The 15,787-nt window shown below is 40.1% G+C and carries 20 protein-coding genes and 1 pseudogene; 12 read left to right on the top strand and 9 right to left on the bottom strand.

The window, feature by feature from the left end; genetic code table 11:
• Positions 1 to 36 precede the first annotated feature (36 nt).
• Positions 37 to 123 (bottom strand): YjcZ family sporulation protein, encoded by an 87-nt coding sequence (locus tag ACFW35_RS12215; protein WP_077361959.1) that lies wholly within the window; start codon positions 121 to 123, stop codon positions 37 to 39.
• A gap of 220 nt (positions 124 to 343) precedes the next feature.
• Here ACFW35_RS12215 and ACFW35_RS12210 point away from each other — a divergent pair, with 220 nt between their 5' ends.
• The 3 genes from ACFW35_RS12210 to ACFW35_RS12200 all read left to right on the top strand — a co-directional run bounded on the left by ACFW35_RS12210 (position 344) and on the right by ACFW35_RS12200 (position 4,848).
• On the top strand, positions 344 to 874 hold the full coding sequence (locus ACFW35_RS12210; RefSeq protein WP_379846025.1) for a copper resistance CopC family protein: 531 nt from the start codon (positions 344 to 346) through the stop codon (positions 872 to 874).
• A gap of 399 nt (positions 875 to 1,273) precedes the next feature.
• A complete protein-coding gene (locus ACFW35_RS12205) occupies positions 1,274 to 3,037 on the top strand; it encodes an ABC transporter ATP-binding protein (RefSeq protein WP_379846023.1) in 1,764 nt (587 codons plus the stop codon).
• A 2-nt stretch (positions 3,038 to 3,039) separates the two neighbouring features.
• Positions 3,040 to 4,848, top strand: a complete 1,809-nt coding sequence (locus tag ACFW35_RS12200) for an ABC transporter ATP-binding protein (RefSeq protein WP_379846021.1) — start codon at positions 3,040 to 3,042, stop codon at positions 4,846 to 4,848.
• Between the two features lie 40 nt (positions 4,849 to 4,888).
• Here ACFW35_RS12200 and ACFW35_RS12195 read toward each other — a convergent pair whose 3' ends face one another.
• Entirely contained in the window at positions 4,889 to 5,845 is a 957-nt protein-coding gene (locus tag ACFW35_RS12195) for a metal ABC transporter solute-binding protein, Zn/Mn family (protein ID WP_379846019.1), read from the bottom strand.
• Positions 5,846 to 6,383: 538 nt separating this feature from the next.
• Here ACFW35_RS12195 and ACFW35_RS12190 point away from each other — a divergent pair.
• The 6 genes from ACFW35_RS12190 to ACFW35_RS19840 all read left to right on the top strand — a co-directional run bounded on the left by ACFW35_RS12190 (position 6,384) and on the right by ACFW35_RS19840 (position 9,115).
• Complete coding sequence (locus ACFW35_RS12190; RefSeq protein WP_066288500.1) at positions 6,384 to 6,806, top strand: CBS domain-containing protein; 423 nt, start codon at positions 6,384 to 6,386, stop codon at positions 6,804 to 6,806.
• 46 nt (positions 6,807 to 6,852) lie between these two features.
• The gene (gene crcB / locus ACFW35_RS12185; protein WP_379846017.1) at positions 6,853 to 7,242 is read left to right on the top strand and encodes a fluoride efflux transporter CrcB; all 390 of its coding nucleotides are present in this window, start codon (positions 6,853 to 6,855) and stop codon (positions 7,240 to 7,242) included.
• Positions 7,239 to 7,586 carry a fluoride efflux transporter FluC gene (locus ACFW35_RS12180; RefSeq protein WP_379846015.1) on the top strand — a complete coding sequence of 116 codons (348 nt, stop codon included), beginning with the start codon at positions 7,239 to 7,241 and terminating at the stop codon, positions 7,584 to 7,586. Before crcB ends, ACFW35_RS12180 begins: the two co-directional genes overlap by 4 nt.
• Positions 7,587 to 7,606: 20 nt before the next feature.
• Positions 7,607 to 8,191 carry a DedA family protein gene (locus ACFW35_RS12175; protein ID WP_379846013.1) on the top strand — a complete coding sequence of 195 codons (585 nt, stop codon included), beginning with the start codon at positions 7,607 to 7,609 and terminating at the stop codon, positions 8,189 to 8,191.
• Positions 8,192 to 8,322: 131 nt separating this feature from the next.
• Entirely contained in the window at positions 8,323 to 8,514 is a 192-nt protein-coding gene (locus ACFW35_RS12170) for a hypothetical protein (protein ID WP_379846011.1), read from the top strand.
• Positions 8,515 to 8,833: 319 nt separating this feature from the next.
• A complete protein-coding gene (locus ACFW35_RS19840; protein ID WP_425590086.1) occupies positions 8,834 to 9,115 on the top strand; it encodes a HesB-like (seleno)protein in 282 nt (93 codons plus the stop codon).
• Between the two features lie 45 nt (positions 9,116 to 9,160).
• Here the strand turns inward: ACFW35_RS19840 and ACFW35_RS12160 are convergent, their stop codons facing one another.
• Positions 9,161 to 9,868 carry a thermonuclease family protein gene (locus tag ACFW35_RS12160; RefSeq protein WP_379846007.1) on the bottom strand — a complete coding sequence of 236 codons (708 nt, stop codon included), beginning with the start codon at positions 9,866 to 9,868 and terminating at the stop codon, positions 9,161 to 9,163.
• A gap of 134 nt (positions 9,869 to 10,002) precedes the next feature.
• On the opposite strand from ACFW35_RS12160, the gene ACFW35_RS12155 reads away from it, so the two are divergent.
• From ACFW35_RS12155 to ACFW35_RS12145, 3 genes and pseudogenes are all read left to right on the top strand, one after another.
• Positions 10,003 to 10,185, top strand: a complete 183-nt coding sequence (locus tag ACFW35_RS12155; protein WP_379846006.1) for a hypothetical protein — start codon at positions 10,003 to 10,005, stop codon at positions 10,183 to 10,185.
• 15 nt (positions 10,186 to 10,200) lie between these two features.
• Positions 10,201 to 10,518, top strand: a pseudogene (locus ACFW35_RS12150) (redoxin domain-containing protein); the annotation flags it as partial.
• Positions 10,519 to 10,632: 114 nt separating this feature from the next.
• Positions 10,633 to 10,995 carry a cupredoxin domain-containing protein gene (locus ACFW35_RS12145; RefSeq protein ID WP_379846004.1) on the top strand — a complete coding sequence of 121 codons (363 nt, stop codon included), beginning with the start codon at positions 10,633 to 10,635 and terminating at the stop codon, positions 10,993 to 10,995.
• A 40-nt stretch (positions 10,996 to 11,035) separates the two neighbouring features.
• On the opposite strand, the gene ACFW35_RS12140 is transcribed toward ACFW35_RS12145, so the two are convergent.
• The 6 genes from ACFW35_RS12140 to ACFW35_RS12115 form a co-directional block, all read right to left on the bottom strand.
• Positions 11,036 to 11,761: a hypothetical protein gene (locus tag ACFW35_RS12140; protein WP_379846003.1), complete on the bottom strand. Its 726-nt coding sequence runs from the start codon at positions 11,759 to 11,761 to the stop codon at positions 11,036 to 11,038.
• Between the two features lie 15 nt (positions 11,762 to 11,776).
• Entirely contained in the window at positions 11,777 to 12,064 is a 288-nt protein-coding gene (locus ACFW35_RS12135) for a hypothetical protein (RefSeq protein WP_379846001.1), read from the bottom strand.
• 87 nt (positions 12,065 to 12,151) lie between these two features.
• Complete coding sequence (locus ACFW35_RS12130) at positions 12,152 to 12,910, bottom strand: IucA/IucC family C-terminal-domain containing protein (protein WP_379846000.1); 759 nt, start codon at positions 12,908 to 12,910, stop codon at positions 12,152 to 12,154.
• Positions 12,885 to 13,703 carry an ABC transporter ATP-binding protein gene (locus ACFW35_RS12125; RefSeq protein ID WP_379845998.1) on the bottom strand — a complete coding sequence of 273 codons (819 nt, stop codon included), beginning with the start codon at positions 13,701 to 13,703 and terminating at the stop codon, positions 12,885 to 12,887. Before ACFW35_RS12125 ends, ACFW35_RS12130 begins: the two co-directional genes overlap by 26 nt.
• Before the next feature lie 16 nt (positions 13,704 to 13,719).
• Positions 13,720 to 14,763 (bottom strand): FecCD family ABC transporter permease, encoded by a 1,044-nt coding sequence (locus ACFW35_RS12120; protein ID WP_379845996.1) that lies wholly within the window; start codon positions 14,761 to 14,763, stop codon positions 13,720 to 13,722.
• A complete protein-coding gene (locus ACFW35_RS12115) occupies positions 14,760 to 15,770 on the bottom strand; it encodes a FecCD family ABC transporter permease (RefSeq protein WP_379845995.1) in 1,011 nt (336 codons plus the stop codon). The genes ACFW35_RS12120 and ACFW35_RS12115 overlap by 4 nt, the downstream gene beginning before the upstream one ends.
• Positions 15,771 to 15,787 lie beyond the last annotated feature (17 nt).

Raw genomic sequence — 15,787 nt, 5'->3', positions numbered from 1 at the left:
GACGAATCCGGCTTTTTTCCTGTTTGCTATTTCTTATTAGCAGAAGCAAGCTGCCCCTACAATAATCAATAGAATAAACAACACTACTACCAACGCAAAAGAATTGCCATGAGCAAAACCCATCGATTTTTCCTCCTTTAATTCTTGCAATTGTTAATTCCATACATTCTATGCCTGTTTTTATTTTCGAAGTGGGCAGGAGCGGAGAATACAGCAAAATAGGCTTGAAATGTATGTTTATCACTTAAAATGTCAACGATTTGTAAAGACTGAATACTTGTGAGGGTATTCCATCTTTGTTTAAATGTAGGTAGAAAGAAAATTTTAATACAGGGAGCCAAATATGAAAAAAACGGTCTTATCCTTTCTTTTATTATTTATGATAGTTTTGAATCTGCCTTCATCTGTATTTGCTCACTCTGATCTTGAGTCTGCGACACCAGCAAAAGGGGAGAAGGTTACCACAGATCTTGAAGCAGTGATTTTAACGTTTTCAACTAAAATTGAATCGTTAAGCACCATGAAATTGAAAAACGAAAATGAAGAAATTCCCCTCCAGATTAGTATTGAAGATAATCAAATGACGGGAAAAATGAACAATCGCCTTGAAAACGGAAAGTATACAGTTGAATATAAAATAATCGGAGCAGACGGTCATGTAATCGAGGGGAGTTACTCGTTCTCGGTGGATCGGCCGGAGCAGGCCCAGCCAAAAAAAGAACCAGAACAAAATACAGATAATACAGAACAAATCCTGCCTGAGCAAGATAAGGAAAAACAGCCTGGAAATCCAAGCTATTTTGGTCCATTGACGATTGGATTAGTTATTTTAATTGCCATAGTTTCTTTCTTTGCTTTCAGAAGAAAAAGATAGGTTGTTAGAAGTGGCTAATTTCCGCTCAAGTATGCGAGAAGAGGGACTTTGAGCCAAAAAGGAAAATCTTGAGCGTAACTCACGTTTTTTAGCGAAACTTCAATGATTTTGAGCGAAGGTGTAATAAATATAAGAACACGTACCGTAAAATTGCATCGAAGTGTATTCACAAAGTGTATCCACGCAGCAACCTTTTGGAAATTAAAAAAGTTAAGCAAAAAGCCTCGAATAATTCGGGGCTTTTTTTTGTAGGATAGGAAAGTGAAATTAATTAATAAAGTTTATTGTTAACATATAAACTTTTTTACAAAAACTCGAGCAAATGTATAGTTTTTTCCAACTATTCTGTTATATGATGTATATTGTCTTTTATTTTTTCAGAAGGGGGAAGATGAAGATTTGGATACGTTTAGAAGATTAAAAGACTTTTATTGGCCTTATAAAAAATATTTTTACTGGTCGATTCTGACTTTGATTCTGGTATCAGCCATTACAGTTGTATATCCGATGGTTCTGCAGTTTACCATCGATGAAATCATTATAAAAGGAGAATATTCATTCGTACCTTATGTGGCAATCGGCTTTATCGTACTTATGGGAATAAAAGGAGCAGCTACATATTGTCATCAATATTTTGGGGATTTGTTTGGCATCAGCTCCGTTTTCCAGCTCCGTGAATCTCTGTATGAGAAGCTTCAATTTTTGCCTTTCAGTTATTATGATAATGCTAAAACGGGGGACCTCATGTCCCGGTTAACAGCAGATGTAGAGGGTTTTCGGTTTTTCCTCTCATTTGGATTTTCCCAGCTTATCAATTTCGTTCTAATCATTGCATTCAGTCTTTCCGTAATGTTCTTCTATTCGATCCCGCTGGCAATCATTACACTTTGTATGATGCCATTCCTCGCAATCGTTGTTTACAAGTTTGATAAAGAAGTACATCCCGCATTCAGGGGTATACGAAAATCAATGGCTAACCTTAACACGAAAGTTCAGGAAAACATCAGTGGAATCAACACAGTTAAGTCATTGTCGAGAGAAGATTTTGAGATTGGTAAATTCGATACGTCGAATGAAGACTACAAATCTCAGTTTCTGAACACATCACATATCTGGGCCCGATATTTTCCAATCATGGAGCTGATCGGGAACTTGTCAGTCGTTCTTTTGCTCGCGTATGGCGGTTATCTGGTAATTAACGGTGACCTTACTGCAGGAGAGCTTGTCGCTTTCTTCAGTCTTGTATGGTACATCATGGGTCCTATCATGAATCTCGGGTTTATCATGAATACCTTCTCACAGTCAAAAGCTTCCGGGGAACGCCTTCTTGAAGTATTAGATGAACCTCTTGAATTTGAAGGTGAAGATCGTGATACAGCCATGGTTCGTCTGAATGGAGAAGTAACGTTTGAAGCAGTGACGCATCGTTATAAAAATGAAAAAAAGGATGCTTTAAAAGATATTACTTTTACTGTTAAACAAGGTCATACGATAGGGCTGATCGGTGCGACTGGTTCTGGAAAGACATCCATCACTCAGCTTTTATCCAGGTTTTATAAGCCGGAGTCTGGAAGAATATTAATCGATGGCAAGCCGTTAGAAAAATACTCGATTAATACGTTAAGAAAAAATATCGGAACTGTACTTCAGGAGTCTTTCTTGTTTTCATCGACGATCAGGGACAATATTTCCTATGGCAACCCTGACGCTGATATGGATGAGATTATGGATGCTGCAAAACGGGCACAGGCTCATGACTTTATAATGGAACTCCCTGACGGTTACGATACGATTTTAGGGGAGAGAGGACTTGGTCTATCGGGAGGACAAAAACAGAGGATTTCCATTGCAAGAGCCATTCTTATCGATCCTGCCATCCTCATATTAGATGATGCAACAAGTGCAGTTGATATGGAAACAGAGTTTAAGATTCAGCGCGCTTTAAAAGAAGTCATGGATGATCGGACGACTTTTATTATCGCTCATCGTATTTCATCTTTAAAACATGCGGATGAAATATTGGTCCTTAATGAAGGGGCGGTCGTTGAGCGTGGAACTCATGATGAACTCATCCAGAAAGAGTCAGGAAACTATCGCAGAATCTATGACATCCAATATCAAGATAGAAATAAAGTGTTTCAAAATAACGGGCAGGGGGTGTAGAAATGGATAAGAGAAAAAAATCAGCCCGTTTCCGTTATTCCTCTGAACTGGTGATCGACAAACCGTTTAACTGGAGTCAGATCATCAGGCTATTCGGTTATATGAAACCATACAGCAAGAACCTGCTTCCTAAAGCGTTTTTAGCAATGATGGTCACAACTGCTGTCAGACTTGCTGTTCCTGTATTCATTGGGGTGCTGACGTTTGATCATGCGATTAAGAACAAAGATACATCACTTCTTATTAAATTAATCATTGCTATATCTGCTCTATATCTTATCTCATGGGGAGCGAATACCCTCCGGATAAAATGGATGAATTATCTGGGACAATACGTGATTTATGATATTCGCCAGCATCTGTTCAAACATATCCAGCGTTTGTCACATCGTTTCTTTGATCAGCGTTCGGCTGGTTCGATACTCGTTCGTATCATCAACGATGTTAACTCCCTGCAGGATCTATTTACAAACGGTGTTATCAACGTTCTTATGGATGTAATCATGCTGTTTGGTATCATCGTAATCATGTTTGTTTACAGTCCAGAGCTGACTTTGGCAATTATGGTGATTTTACCGCTGATGTTCTTCATTTCTACAAGCTTAAGAAAGAAAATAAGACGTTCGTGGCAGGTTGTCCGCATTAAGCAGGCAAAGTTGAACTCGCATCTGAACGAAAGTATTCAGGGGATAAGAGTTACAAAGTCTTATACGCAAGAAAAAGAAAACATGGGCTTTTTTAACGGAGTAAATAATGAGACATATAACAGCTGGAAAACGGCAACACAGCAGAATGCTTTATTCCGTCCTTTTGTAGAAATGTCTAACGCGATCGGTACAGCGATATTATTATGGTTTGGGGCTTACTTGATTCAGGGTGAAGCGTTGGAAATCGGTGTTTTTGTTACCTTTGCATTTTATCTGGGGATGTTCTGGGAGCCGATCTCCCGTTTAGGGCAAGTGTATAATCAGCTTTTAGTAGGGATGGCTTCATCTGAACGAATCTTTGAATTTTTGGATGAAAAGCCTAATGTTCACGAGAAAAAAGGTGCCTTTGAGTTTTCCAGAATTAAAGGAGAAATTGAGTTTGAAAGCGTTGAATTCTCTTATGATGATAAACGAAAAGCATTGAAAGGAATCGACCTGACGATTGGTGCAGGTCAGACTGTAGCTCTTGTGGGTCATACAGGCTCTGGAAAAACAACGATCGCAAACCTGGTGAGCAGATTCTACGATCCAACTTCAGGAGATGTTTTGATCGACGGCGTAAACTTGAGAGATGCCAGCTTAGGCAGCCTTCGTGAAAAGGTGAGTGTTGTGCTTCAGGATACCTTCATCTTCTCGGGAACGATCATGGAGAACATCCGGTTCGGAAGACCTGATGCAACAGATGAAGAAGTTAGGAACGCTTCGAAAGCGGTAGGAGCTCATGCCTTTATTGAAAGACTGTCTGATGGTTATGAAACAGAGGTTGAAGAGCGAGGAAATGTTTTATCGGTAGGAGAGAGGCAGCTGCTTTCCTTTGCACGGGCTTTACTTGCTGACCCCGATATTTTAATCCTAGATGAAGCGACTGCAAGTATTGATACAGAATCTGAACAAAAAATTCAAACCGCTCTAAAGACTTTGCTGAATGGAAGAACAGCGATCATCATTGCACACAGACTTTCAACGATCAGGGAAGCGGATAATATTGTTGTCCTGGATCATGGAGAAATCATTGAGCAAGGAAATCATAACGAACTGATGGATGCTGAAGGGGTTTATTATCACCTTGTAGTATCACAATTTAAAATGCTTGATGCGATATAAAAAAAACGCCTGGGAAATGATTCCCTAGGCGTTTTGCTAATTATTGAAGTGCTTTAGATAGTGTATCAATGTTTTCTTTCATGATCGAAAGATAATCACGGTCGTTCTTTAGATCATCTTTTGTAAGTGTTTCAAGATTGTGCAGCGTCATTGTCTTCGCTCCGACTTCTTTATTGATCATTTCAGCCACTTTGTTATTAACGTTTTTCTCGAATAGGATATATTGAATCTTATCTTTCTTTGCACTTTGAATGATGTTTTCGATCTGATGCTGACTCGGTTCATGAGAAGGTGAGAGTCCACTGATCGCAATTTGCTCCAATCCATAGCGCTCAGCCCAATAACCATATGCTGCATGAGATACGATGAAAGAGTTCTTTGGTGCTTCTTCAACTTTACTTTTAAAGGAAGCGTCTAACTCTTTTAGGTCTTTAATCAATGCAGCATGATTCTTTTTGAAATCATCTTTTGCGTCCGGTTTAATTTTAACTAAACCGTTATAGATGTTATCTGCCATTTTTTGAGCAAGAACCGGGTCTAGCCAAATATGTGGGTCCTGTGAGCCATGTTCGCGATGCTCTTCTTTCCCGTGAGATTCTTCACCTTCTTCATGTGCACCTTCTTCTTCATGCTCTTCCATGTTGGCAAGCTCAACATCCTTAGCTGCATCTACAATTGGCACATCTTCTTCTTTTAACGTATCAGCAACTGAGGAGGAGAACTCATCGGATTCCATCTTGTTGTAGACAAACGCATCGCCTTCTGTAATCTCAACCATTTTTTTAGTTGAGGGCTCATACGTATGTGCATCTGCTCCTGGTGGTATAATGGATGAAACTTCAACATGCTTTCCGCCTATTCTTTCTGTAAAGTATTCTAAAGGATACATCGTTGTATATATATTTAAAGTTCCATCTTTTTTATCAGCACCTTTGTTCCCGCAAGCTGCTGTTGCGATCAAAAGAAAAATTATGCCTATCAAGCCAAGTCTTTTCATCGGTTTTTCTCTCCTTTCAAACAATCCATTTTCATTATAAACGGAATCATTACGATTTGCAAAAAAATCTTTTTATGGCCATTTTTTAAATTTATTTTCTTAGGATTTTTGCTCCTGAAAGGTTTAGTCTTAATTCCTCATTGAATAGTTAAGAGGAGCGAAAGGGCGAGACTCCTCGAAAATAAAAATCGCATTTTCTTCGTTCGATGTAATGCTGTCGCAGCCTTCCTTGTCCTGCAGGATGAGTGGGACAGGTGAGACCACTCAATGTCGCGAGGTTACGAGGGGGCTCACCGCACACCCTGAGGAAAGCGAGTCCTGTAGCGGAAATTAACCTCTTATAAAAACAACAATGAATACGAAAACAGCCTTTTTATTAGCCTTGGACTAAAGAATCAGTTGAATGTAAGAGGAGATTTTAAAATAAGACAGTGGTTTAAGAAGCAGACCAAGTTCCTTTTTGATATAATGAAGTAGGTGTTAGAAAAAGCGTTTAAATAAGCGTGAATCATGCTTACAAAGGAGAGCGCGTACCAACATGAATATTGCTTTTTATTTGTTGCCGAAAGATGAAGTAAAGTACTTGAACCCTGAAGCAACTATGAGGCAGGCATTAGAGAAGTTATCTTATCACAAGTATACTTCAGTGCCGCTTGTATCTGAAGAAGGACGCTACATTGGAACGCTGACTGAAGGCGATCTTCTATGGAAGCTTAGGGAAGCTTTTGAAAAGGGTTATGATGAAGTGTTAAAGACAAAGTTAACTGATGTACCGCAGCGTATAAATAACATATCTGTATCGATCAACTCAAATATGGAAGACCTTATTACTTTGTCTACTGACCAGAACTTTATACCTGTTACCGATGACGATGGTCATTTCATCGGTATTATAAGAAGAAGAGATATCATCAAGTATTGTGCAAATTTAATTTGGAAAAAAGAACTGACAAAAGATTAAGGCATGTGTCTTAATCTTTTTGTACATACAGGAGGAATAGTATAGGGTGAAAATCGCAGCAATCACAGCCGGCGGAATGATTGGAGCTGTTCTCCGGTTTTGGATCGGTATTCTTCTTTTTCAGCCTCATGCGCAGTTTCCGTTTTCCACCTTGGCGATAAATCTGATCGGAAGTTTTGTTCTGGGATGGTTTGTTGTTCACGGATCTCAGCATATAAAAAATAGAACACTTGTATCAGGAATTCAAACGGGATTTTTAGGATCTTTTACGACGTTCTCAACCTTTAATGCGGAGATTGTTCTGCTTTTGGATCAAGGACTGTATTCGATAGCTATCCAGTATTTTATAATCAGTGCAGTAACGGGTATTGGAGCGGTCTTACTCGGGATAAAGTGCGGCTCAGTACTTCTAGAAAAAGAAGGTGCAGAACAATGATCGTAAGTTCTATAGCCGCAGCGGCTGGCGGTGCATGCGGTGCACTCGCTCGATACTTTGTGAGTCAGCGATTAAATGGAGAGTTTCCTTGGGGAACGTTTTGTGTTAATATTTTCGGATCGTTCTTATTAGGCTGGTATGTCACGAATGAAGGACGGGAAATACTAGATTCACTGTACGCAGCAGGTTTTCTAGGTGCTCTCACGACATTCTCGACACTTCAATTTGAAGTTGTTACACTTTATAAAAAAGATAAAAGAAAAGTTCTTCTTTATTTGGTTCTGACATACACATTAGGATTGATAGCTGCTTGGACAGGCTTTTTGGCAGCAGCAAAAATATAATTAGAGGTTAAGGAGATACAATGAAAGAATTAGTGATTTCACTGCTTGAATGGATTATGAGTTTAGGTCATCTAGGAATTGCACTTGGATTAATGATTGAGGTCATTCCGAGTGAACTTGTTCTGTCTTACGGTGGGTATATGGTAGCCAAAGGACATCTGAATTTCACCTTGGCTGTTATTGCCGGAACAATCGGGGGAACGCTGGCACAGCTTTTCTTATATTGGATGGGCCATTATGGAGGACGACCGTTTTTAGAAAAGTACGGAAAATACATTCTAATCTCTAAAAAGCAAATCGACCTTTCAGAAAAATGGTTTAATAAATATGGTACAGGCGTTATTTTCTTTGCTCGATTTATTCCGGTTGTAAGACATGCGATCAGCATTCCAGCGGGTATTGCAAAAATGTCATTTGCGAAGTTCACGTTATTTACAACACTAGCAGTTATTCCATGGTCAATCTTCTTCATTGAATTAGGAAGCAGACTCGGAAGCAACTGGGAAGACATTAAAACAATCGCTGCCCCTTACACAAGAGGAATTATGATTGCAGCAGTCGTTATCATCTTCCTATTTATCTTGTATAAAGTAAAAAAGAAATAAGGATTAGTTAGTGAATGAGCCCACTTAATGATAAGCGGGTTTTTAATTTGTTTAGAGGACAAATTCTAATCAAATTCGTCCAAAACATATATATCCCTACTGTGAAAAAATTTCTGAAGGAGGGAAGGGATATGGATACTTTCATAAAAAATTATCATGAAACCTATAATGCAGCAAAAGTTAACGAACTTTTGCAGCGAATTAAAGCTCATAATGAAAGATCAGATATGACAGCAAAAGTCTCGGAAGCGATGCGGAACTGCGGTTTCAACAGCAGCGACATCGAGCAGGTGCTGAAGCAGCTCCGGGGGGACAGTCCCTAGACAATTACACTTTGGCTGATGATTTTGTGTGTTTGGGACGGACATTCGCGGTCAAGGCTTATAAATATTTTTGTAGGCTCATAAAAAAATTGAAGGCTCATAAAATTTCCTGGAAGGCTTAAATATCAAAAAAATCATAAAAATATTACGCTATAAGTTTACATTCCTCTAATAATCGCATAGCCGCTTCACATTAGTGACTTCCACTAATGAGAGCGGCTTTTCAAGATGAATTAGAATGTAATTCCCACTTAGGACAAGCATTTTCTTCACGATTTAGGCAAAAATACGATATACTACACATGAAGAGGTGATGGTTGTGGAAATTACATTAAGCGCAAAGAAGTATATTGAAGAAGTGCTTGAAATGAATAACGCAAACGGAATCCGAGTTTATTTTGCAGGCATGGGCTGAGGAGGTCCAAAGCTTGGCTTGGCTCTGGATGAGCCGGAAAACTCAGATGTTATTGAAGAAATTCACGGAATTCGTGTTGCATTTGACCAAAGAATTAAAGATCAGACAACTGCATTAAAACTTGATTTTGAAGATTCTAAGCACGGGTCTGGATTAATTATGATCGGGCAGGATGAATGCTGCTAAAATAAAAACCGCTATCAGGAACTTTGCCTGACAGCGGTTTTATTATTATTGCTGAGACTTCCGGAATCCGGCATCGATTGCTTCTTGCTCGCTGCAGAACCATTCTTCAGGTTTAGTAATTTTATAATATCTGCCGCTTTCAACATGATAGATTTTTTCTCCAGAAGAGTTAATGTTCCCTTTAATCGTGCATTTTGAGTCAGCAGTCTCCTCGACTGAATCTTCTGCTTCTTCAGGAATATAACGATCCTCTTGTGAATAGTTCTCCAGACTCCAAATGCCAATCCCTTCTTTTTGAGCTTGTTTTTGGATCTTCTCGTAGTCATCCACATATTTTGTGTTTGGCTCAAACACATAGGCCACTCGCGCTAATCCTTTTTCAAGCAGTGATTTCTGAACACTTTTTCCATCTGCATACACGTATGCTAAAAGTCGTCCGTACTTGTCACGTTCACCGATTCCTAGCTCGAGTTCAACATCCGATCCACTCAGCATTCCCTCAGTATGTTTGCTCGCTTCTTTACTGAAAGGCTGAACGGGTTTATTTGGATGGACGCTCTCTGGGGTGTCCACTAGTAAAAAACGAACGGTTTCACTTTTCCCATCGACCTTTACTTTTATTGTGTCACCATCCACTACGTCTAGAACTTGAACTTGAATTCTATCTTTTTCAGACAATTGCAACTGGCTGCATCCTGCGAGAATCAAGGAAATTGAAGAGAGGATCAGCCAAACTTTAAAGCTAAATTTCATATGTATCATCCTTTAATAAACCTATTTATTGTATATGTGTTACCGGTATCTATTATAATAAAAGATAGATTGAAGAAATTATAGAATATCACATTATATGAAAAAAGTGGCGGTATTCTAGAAAGGAGATTGCCTTGAAAAAGATACATAAATTATTTACGATCTGTTTTGCAGTGATTTTAACACTGGCAGTTGCAGGCTGCGGGAATGACTCTAAGCTTAAAGAAGCGAAACTGGAAAACCAGAACGGTGAACCGGTAGCTGTATTTCCTTCAGACAAACCGTCATTAATTTTCTTATTTACAACAGCTGGCTGAGGACTCTGTCAAGCTCAGCTGGTTCAGCTGAAAGAGAATGTAGATAAGTTTGAAGATATGGATGTTAATATGTATGCAGTGAGTTCTGACACGGTTGAACATTTGTCAGCCCTTCATCAAGAAATGCAGCCGCCGTTCCCATTTTTGTCCGATCCAGAATTTAAACTGATCGACCATTTGGATATGAAAGGTGAAGGCGTAGCAAAACGCGGTTATGCACTAGTCGATAAAAAAGGAAAAGTGATATTTACGAAAGTAAACGACCACTGGGGAGAGCAGATCGACCAGACGTCGAAAAAAATTCATGAAGAATATAAAAAGATGGAAAAGTAGTCTGGTGAATATCACCGGGCTTTTTTCTTTGTGACATCTGTCACAGATTCTCCATACTAGATGCATTAAAATAGGGTTATAATTAAATTAGAAAGATTCAAGGAGGCAATTCAGATGTTGAAAAAATCATTATGGCTTGCGGCAATCGCAATTCTTGCTATTGGTATCCTGGCAGCTTGCGGCGGAGGTAAAGATAAAGAAGAAGGTTCTAAAAAAGCAGAAGAAACAGTATCAATCGAAGCGAAGAACTTTGAGTTTGATCAAAAAGAATACAAAATCCCAGCAAATAAAGATGTTGCTCTAAAACTAGAAAACGTTGACGGAAATCATGCCCTTATGATTGAAGGGGAAGATGTTAACATCGCAGGCGGATCGTCTGATGTTGTTAACTTAAAACCAGGTGAATATACACTTCGCTGCAGCATTCCATGTGGTAACGGACATGCAGATATGGTCTCAAAGCTTGTAGTTGAATAAAATTAAGCCCTCCGACTTGTGTTGGAGGGCTTTTTCGTATTTAAGAAAGTGGCTGAATTCGTATAAGGTCTTTATTGTAAGGCAGTTCCTTCATTGTTGAAGCCCATAAGTTCCCGAGCAGACGCGGCATCATCTGATCTGAGGGAATGGAACCATTGTTATCGAGAAAATAAGAAAAATATAACAAATACAGCCATGATGAAACTGGCATCAAAATATCATCCGCAAAATCATTGCTCTCTGTAATCGTAGCAAAAGAGTGTGATTCCCAGCCAGAAATAAAACGAGACCGTTTCCCATTAAGTTTAGACTCAATAAAATGCAGTGAATGAGCCACTTGCGGGTCATCATCTCCATCCGCATGGGCTAACTTAGACTGCATCTCTAAAGAAATTTCATCAAGTTTGCCTACTTCTGCTATCACATGGCATAATGCCTTATCGTAATGAGCATTCATAGGTACCCAATCATTCTTTTCTAATATCTCAACAAAAGAAAGTTCTTCATCAGGAATGTCCTTATAAGGTGGCCGGAATGTTTGTCTCCCATATTTAACGTTGTGCAAAGAATCTTTTACAAAATGAGCAGCAGCATACCATTGGTCGTTCTGATCTTTAAACAGTCGTTCCCTTGAGGAGAGGGAATAGGCGGTAAATAAGTCTTTTTTATTAAACTCATAATCAGGGAGTTTTTCCTGCGTCAAAGAATCAATAATCTGGTTGTCTGGGGCTTCTATTGCAGCTAGCACGAACGTATGAATGCGCAATTATGTCACGATCCTCTAATTTTTTATTTTGTGAATGGTATCCTTTATTTCAGCAAAACCTTCTTTTACAGCCAAAAAGCTGTTTTTCTTTTGATAGATATCATAACGAAGGTAATCTTTCTTTTCCTGCAGAAGCTGCTGCTGGGTTTTTACATCGTTCATGCGGGCAGTGATACTGTCTCCCGTACTTTTCATTTGTTGAACCGTAGTCATGGATTCCTTTATTGCTTTGAACCCTGGAATCAAAAAGAAAACAGCAACACCTGTACAGGCTGCTAAAAATAGAAATAACCACATCATCATCAAATACCTCCAATCATCTTTTCTTTACTAAAGTACCCGGAAATACACAAGAAAAAACAAAAAAAACCGGGGCTGTTTTGCCCGGTTTTATCTCTTGGGACATGTAGAACAGCAAGTCCCGTTTTCAGTTTTGTAATAAAGGCAGCACGTTTTGCGGATTTTCGTTGGTGCGCAGCCGGCAGGTGCCATAAACCGGTGAAATGGATTCTTTGTTAATCCAAAATGATAAGCTTCAGCATCCATGAAAAATGCATAGTCCTCTTGAATGCGCTGTTTCACTTCATCTGAATGATCTTCACTAAGCCATGTTTCGTAAATCCACCGTATGTAGATCCAAGCATTCTCCCATAGTGTTGCTTTAGAGATACGTGCAGATTTCGCCACGTGGTTAAGCATCACTGAAATATTTTCTTTAAAAAGAGTTTCAATCACACTTGATCGCCAGTCTTCTCTTGATTGTGAGGAGAGCTGTGCAGAAGCATCTTTTAATGTGAAAGATGGAAGCCACATTGCATCAGAGTTATGATCGATTAAGTATACGTTCTCAATATCCATGTCAAACGATTTATTTAACATAGTCATTCCGTACAGAGAAGAGGTAAGACTGCAGTAAGCATAGCGTTTAAAAAATAGCGATGCCGTAACTGGACGCTTATTAGAGCCAATTCGCGGTCCAGTTTGATCCAAGAAATCCAGCAAGCTGTCTTCGCTCAATAACTGTCCTGCAGAAATTACAGCTTCGTTCTCGAATGGTGCCTGAAAAGAAAATCGGTAGTTTGAACTGATATGCTTTTTTTCATCTGCAGTCCAGCCGTTAGACTTAGGCGTACCGAGGAGTATTGACATGTCGGACAACCCGCCCCTTTCCATATGGGATACACATTGGCGTTCCGAATACCGGATCCGGAATAACCGTACTGGACATCTGAAAGACATCTTCCACTAATTGTTCAGTCATGATTTCTTCAGGTGCACCTTGTGCGTAAACTGACTTATCTTGAATCGCTACAATATGGTGTGCATACCGGCAAGCTAAGTTCAGATCATGTAGCACCATCACTATTGTGCGCTTTTCCTTTTCGTTTAACTCAAATAAAAGGTCAAGAATTTCTACCTGATGTGTCATATCCAAATAGGTAGTTGGCTCATCCAGCATAATGGTGTCAGTACCTTGTGCGAGAGTCATAGCAATCCAAGCACGCTGGCGCTGTCCGCCTGAAAGAGAGTCAACAGGTGTTTCCATAAAAGGAAGCAGGTTCGTTGCTCTCAAAGCATTCATCACCGCTTTTTCATCTTCTGGTGACCATTGATGAAGCCAAGATTGATAAGGAAAACGACCTTGTTTCACAAGCTGCAGAACGGTTAATCCCTCAGGTGCCATAGGACCCTGGGGAAGGATGGCAAGTTCTTTTGCTACTTGTTTTGTGGAGCGTTTTGCAATGTCTTTTCCGTTTAAAAGCACGTTGCCTGATTTCGGATTTAAAAGACGTGCCATAGATCTTAACAGGGTGGATTTCCCGCATCCGTTGCTTCCGATAAAAACGGTGATTTTACCTTTTGGAATCTGCAGGTTCAATCCATCAATGATCGGTTCCTTTCCGTAAGCTAACGTAAGATTTGAGGTTGTTAATACAGCCATCTGTCATCCACTCCTGTTATTGGTTTTTAAATAAAAGATAAATGAAATACGGAGCACCGATTGCTGCTGTGAAAACACCAGCCGGCACCTCTAATGGTGAGAAAAGAGTTCTGCCAGCTAAGTCTGCTGACACAACCATGATTCCGCCGATTAATGCTGAAGCAGGGAACAATCCGCCGAAGGATGACCCCGTAATTCTTCTGGCGATATGCGGCCCGATTAGTCCGACAAATCCCATTGCTCCTGCAAAGGCGACAGCAGATCCAGCTAAAGCTGTACATACCATTAAAAGCATGAAGCGTTCACGGTGGACCGAAATTCCTGCACCAGTTGTAAGGTCATCACCAAAACCTTGAATGTTCAACCGTCTTACAAGAAGTATGAGTATCGGCAGCATTCCTAAAAACCAGGGAAGCATCGCCTTTACTTCTTTCCAAGAGGTGCCGTACACCGTTCCTGTCAGCCAGACAGTAGCCTGGCTTGCCCGGTAGATCGGTCCCATCAGCATCATTAATGTTGTTAATGCCTGAAAGAGAGCCATTAGCCCGATTCCGATCAAAATGAGTCTTATTGGCGTAACGCCATCTTTCCAAGCTAACCCATATATTAAAAAGGCAACGATTGTCGCCCCGGCAAAAGCAAAAAAAGGCAAATAATTAATACTTAATAACAAGTTGTTGCTATCGTCACTGAACATGGTTAGAAAGGCAACTGCGGCAAATCCAGCTCCGCCTGTAATTCCAATCATGTCGGGTGAAGCGAGGGGATTTCTGATCACCCCTTGCAGGATAGCCCCCGATAGCGCAAGGGACGCGCCCGCGATAAAGGCTACCAATACTCTCGGGAGTCTGAACTCCGTGATGATCAGCTGATTCATTTCAAGACCTGATCCAAATAATGCTGTTAATACTTCGAATGGTGCGATGTACAGTTCACCAACGCCTATACTGACAAGCATTGAAAAGAACGCTGCTAAGGCTAAAATTAAAATTGCTAATGTTGTTTTTTTATCAATTAAGTAAGAAAATGATTTTCGCTGTATTACCCAATACTTTCTCATCTTTGAAATATTCCTTTGCGAACAATGTAAATAAAGAACGGTGTACCGAGTAAAGCGGTAACTACTCCAACAGGAGCTTCTTCCGGCATGATGATGAAACGTGCCCCAATGTCAGCGAGAACAAGCATAATTCCGCCTGTTAGTGCTGAAAATGGGACGATCCATCGGTGATCGCTGCCGACTAGGTATCTTGCAAAATGCGGAACTACTATTCCTATAAAGCTGATCGGTCCTGCAATAGCAACCGAACCTCCTGCAAGGAGAACAACCATTAATGCAGCAGCAAATTTAAAGATCACCGTTTTTTGCCCCAAGCTTACTGCGACGTCTTCACCTAAAGCGAAAGCATTCAACTGGCGCGATAGTAGCATGGAAACAACCCAGGCAATTAACAGTGCCGGCATAACTGCTGCAAGCATGGAAAGCTTTCTTCCTTCTACTGAACCTGCCAGCCAAAACAAAACTTCATCAAGTGCTTTTTCATTTGTTACCAGCATTCCTTGTGTAAGGGAAGCAAAAAGTGCTGCCATAACCGCTCCAGCCAATGTCAGTTTAACAGGTGTTAAACCGCCTCTTCCTGCAGATCCAAGTGCGTATGCAAGTCCGGATGCTGCTGCAGCTCCTAGAAATCCGATCCACATGAATTGCTGAATGGAAGTGATTCCTAAGAAAGTAACACCAAATACAATAAAAAATCCTGCACCGGCATTTACGCCAAAAATATCAGGTGATGCGATTGGATTGCGGGTAAGTGCCTGCATAAGGACTCCTGCAATTCCTAGACTGATTCCTACAGCCATTCCGACGAGTGCACGGGGAACTCGGGAAAGCTGTATGATTAAATGTTCATTTGAGCCGTTAAAAGCGGTGTAAGCTTCAATTGCCATTGATAGCGATGTATCTGTGTAACCTGATACAACACTCAATACCATCACGATAAAAGCTATGAATACCCCTATGATTAATGTGGCTGTTCTTATTTTATTTCCATGTAATATTCCGTTCATCAGAGCCTCTTTTAATA

Source organism: Fictibacillus sp. NPDC058756 (assembly GCF_042746035.1).
In the GTDB taxonomy this organism is placed as follows: domain Bacteria; phylum Bacillota; class Bacilli; order Bacillales; family Fictibacillaceae; genus Fictibacillus.
The sequence above is the reverse complement of the archived record's forward strand: the minus strand, read 5'-3'. Positions and strand labels throughout refer to the sequence as shown.

Coding starts and splice junctions, on each gene's coding strand:
- ACFW35_RS12130 (WP_379846000.1), bottom strand. CDS start 12,910: ATGTCAATACTCCTCGGTACGCCTAAGTCTAACGGCTGGACTGCAGAT.
- ACFW35_RS12120 (WP_379845996.1), bottom strand. CDS start 14,763: ATGAGAAAGTATTGGGTAATACAGCGAAAATCATTTTCTTACTTAATT.
- ACFW35_RS12215 (WP_077361959.1), bottom strand. CDS start 123: ATGGGTTTTGCTCATGGCAATTCTTTTGCGTTGGTAGTAGTGTTGTTT.
- ACFW35_RS12180 (WP_379846015.1), top strand. CDS start 7,239: ATGATCGTAAGTTCTATAGCCGCAGCGGCTGGCGGTGCATGCGGTGCA.
- ACFW35_RS12175 (WP_379846013.1), top strand. CDS start 7,607: ATGAAAGAATTAGTGATTTCACTGCTTGAATGGATTATGAGTTTAGGT.
- ACFW35_RS12195 (WP_379846019.1), bottom strand. CDS start 5,845: ATGAAAAGACTTGGCTTGATAGGCATAATTTTTCTTTTGATCGCAACA.
- ACFW35_RS12170 (WP_379846011.1), top strand. CDS start 8,323: ATGGATACTTTCATAAAAAATTATCATGAAACCTATAATGCAGCAAAA.
- ACFW35_RS12200 (WP_379846021.1), top strand. CDS start 3,040: ATGGATAAGAGAAAAAAATCAGCCCGTTTCCGTTATTCCTCTGAACTG.
- ACFW35_RS12160 (WP_379846007.1), bottom strand. CDS start 9,868: ATGAAATTTAGCTTTAAAGTTTGGCTGATCCTCTCTTCAATTTCCTTG.
- ACFW35_RS12115 (WP_379845995.1), bottom strand. CDS start 15,770: ATGAACGGAATATTACATGGAAATAAAATAAGAACAGCCACATTAATC.
- ACFW35_RS12210 (WP_379846025.1), top strand. CDS start 344: ATGAAAAAAACGGTCTTATCCTTTCTTTTATTATTTATGATAGTTTTG.
- ACFW35_RS12125 (WP_379845998.1), bottom strand. CDS start 13,703: ATGGCTGTATTAACAACCTCAAATCTTACGTTAGCTTACGGAAAGGAA.
- ACFW35_RS12145 (WP_379846004.1), top strand. CDS start 10,633: ATGTTGAAAAAATCATTATGGCTTGCGGCAATCGCAATTCTTGCTATT.
- ACFW35_RS12135 (WP_379846001.1), bottom strand. CDS start 12,064: ATGATGATGTGGTTATTTCTATTTTTAGCAGCCTGTACAGGTGTTGCT.
- ACFW35_RS12190 (WP_066288500.1), top strand. CDS start 6,384: ATGAATATTGCTTTTTATTTGTTGCCGAAAGATGAAGTAAAGTACTTG.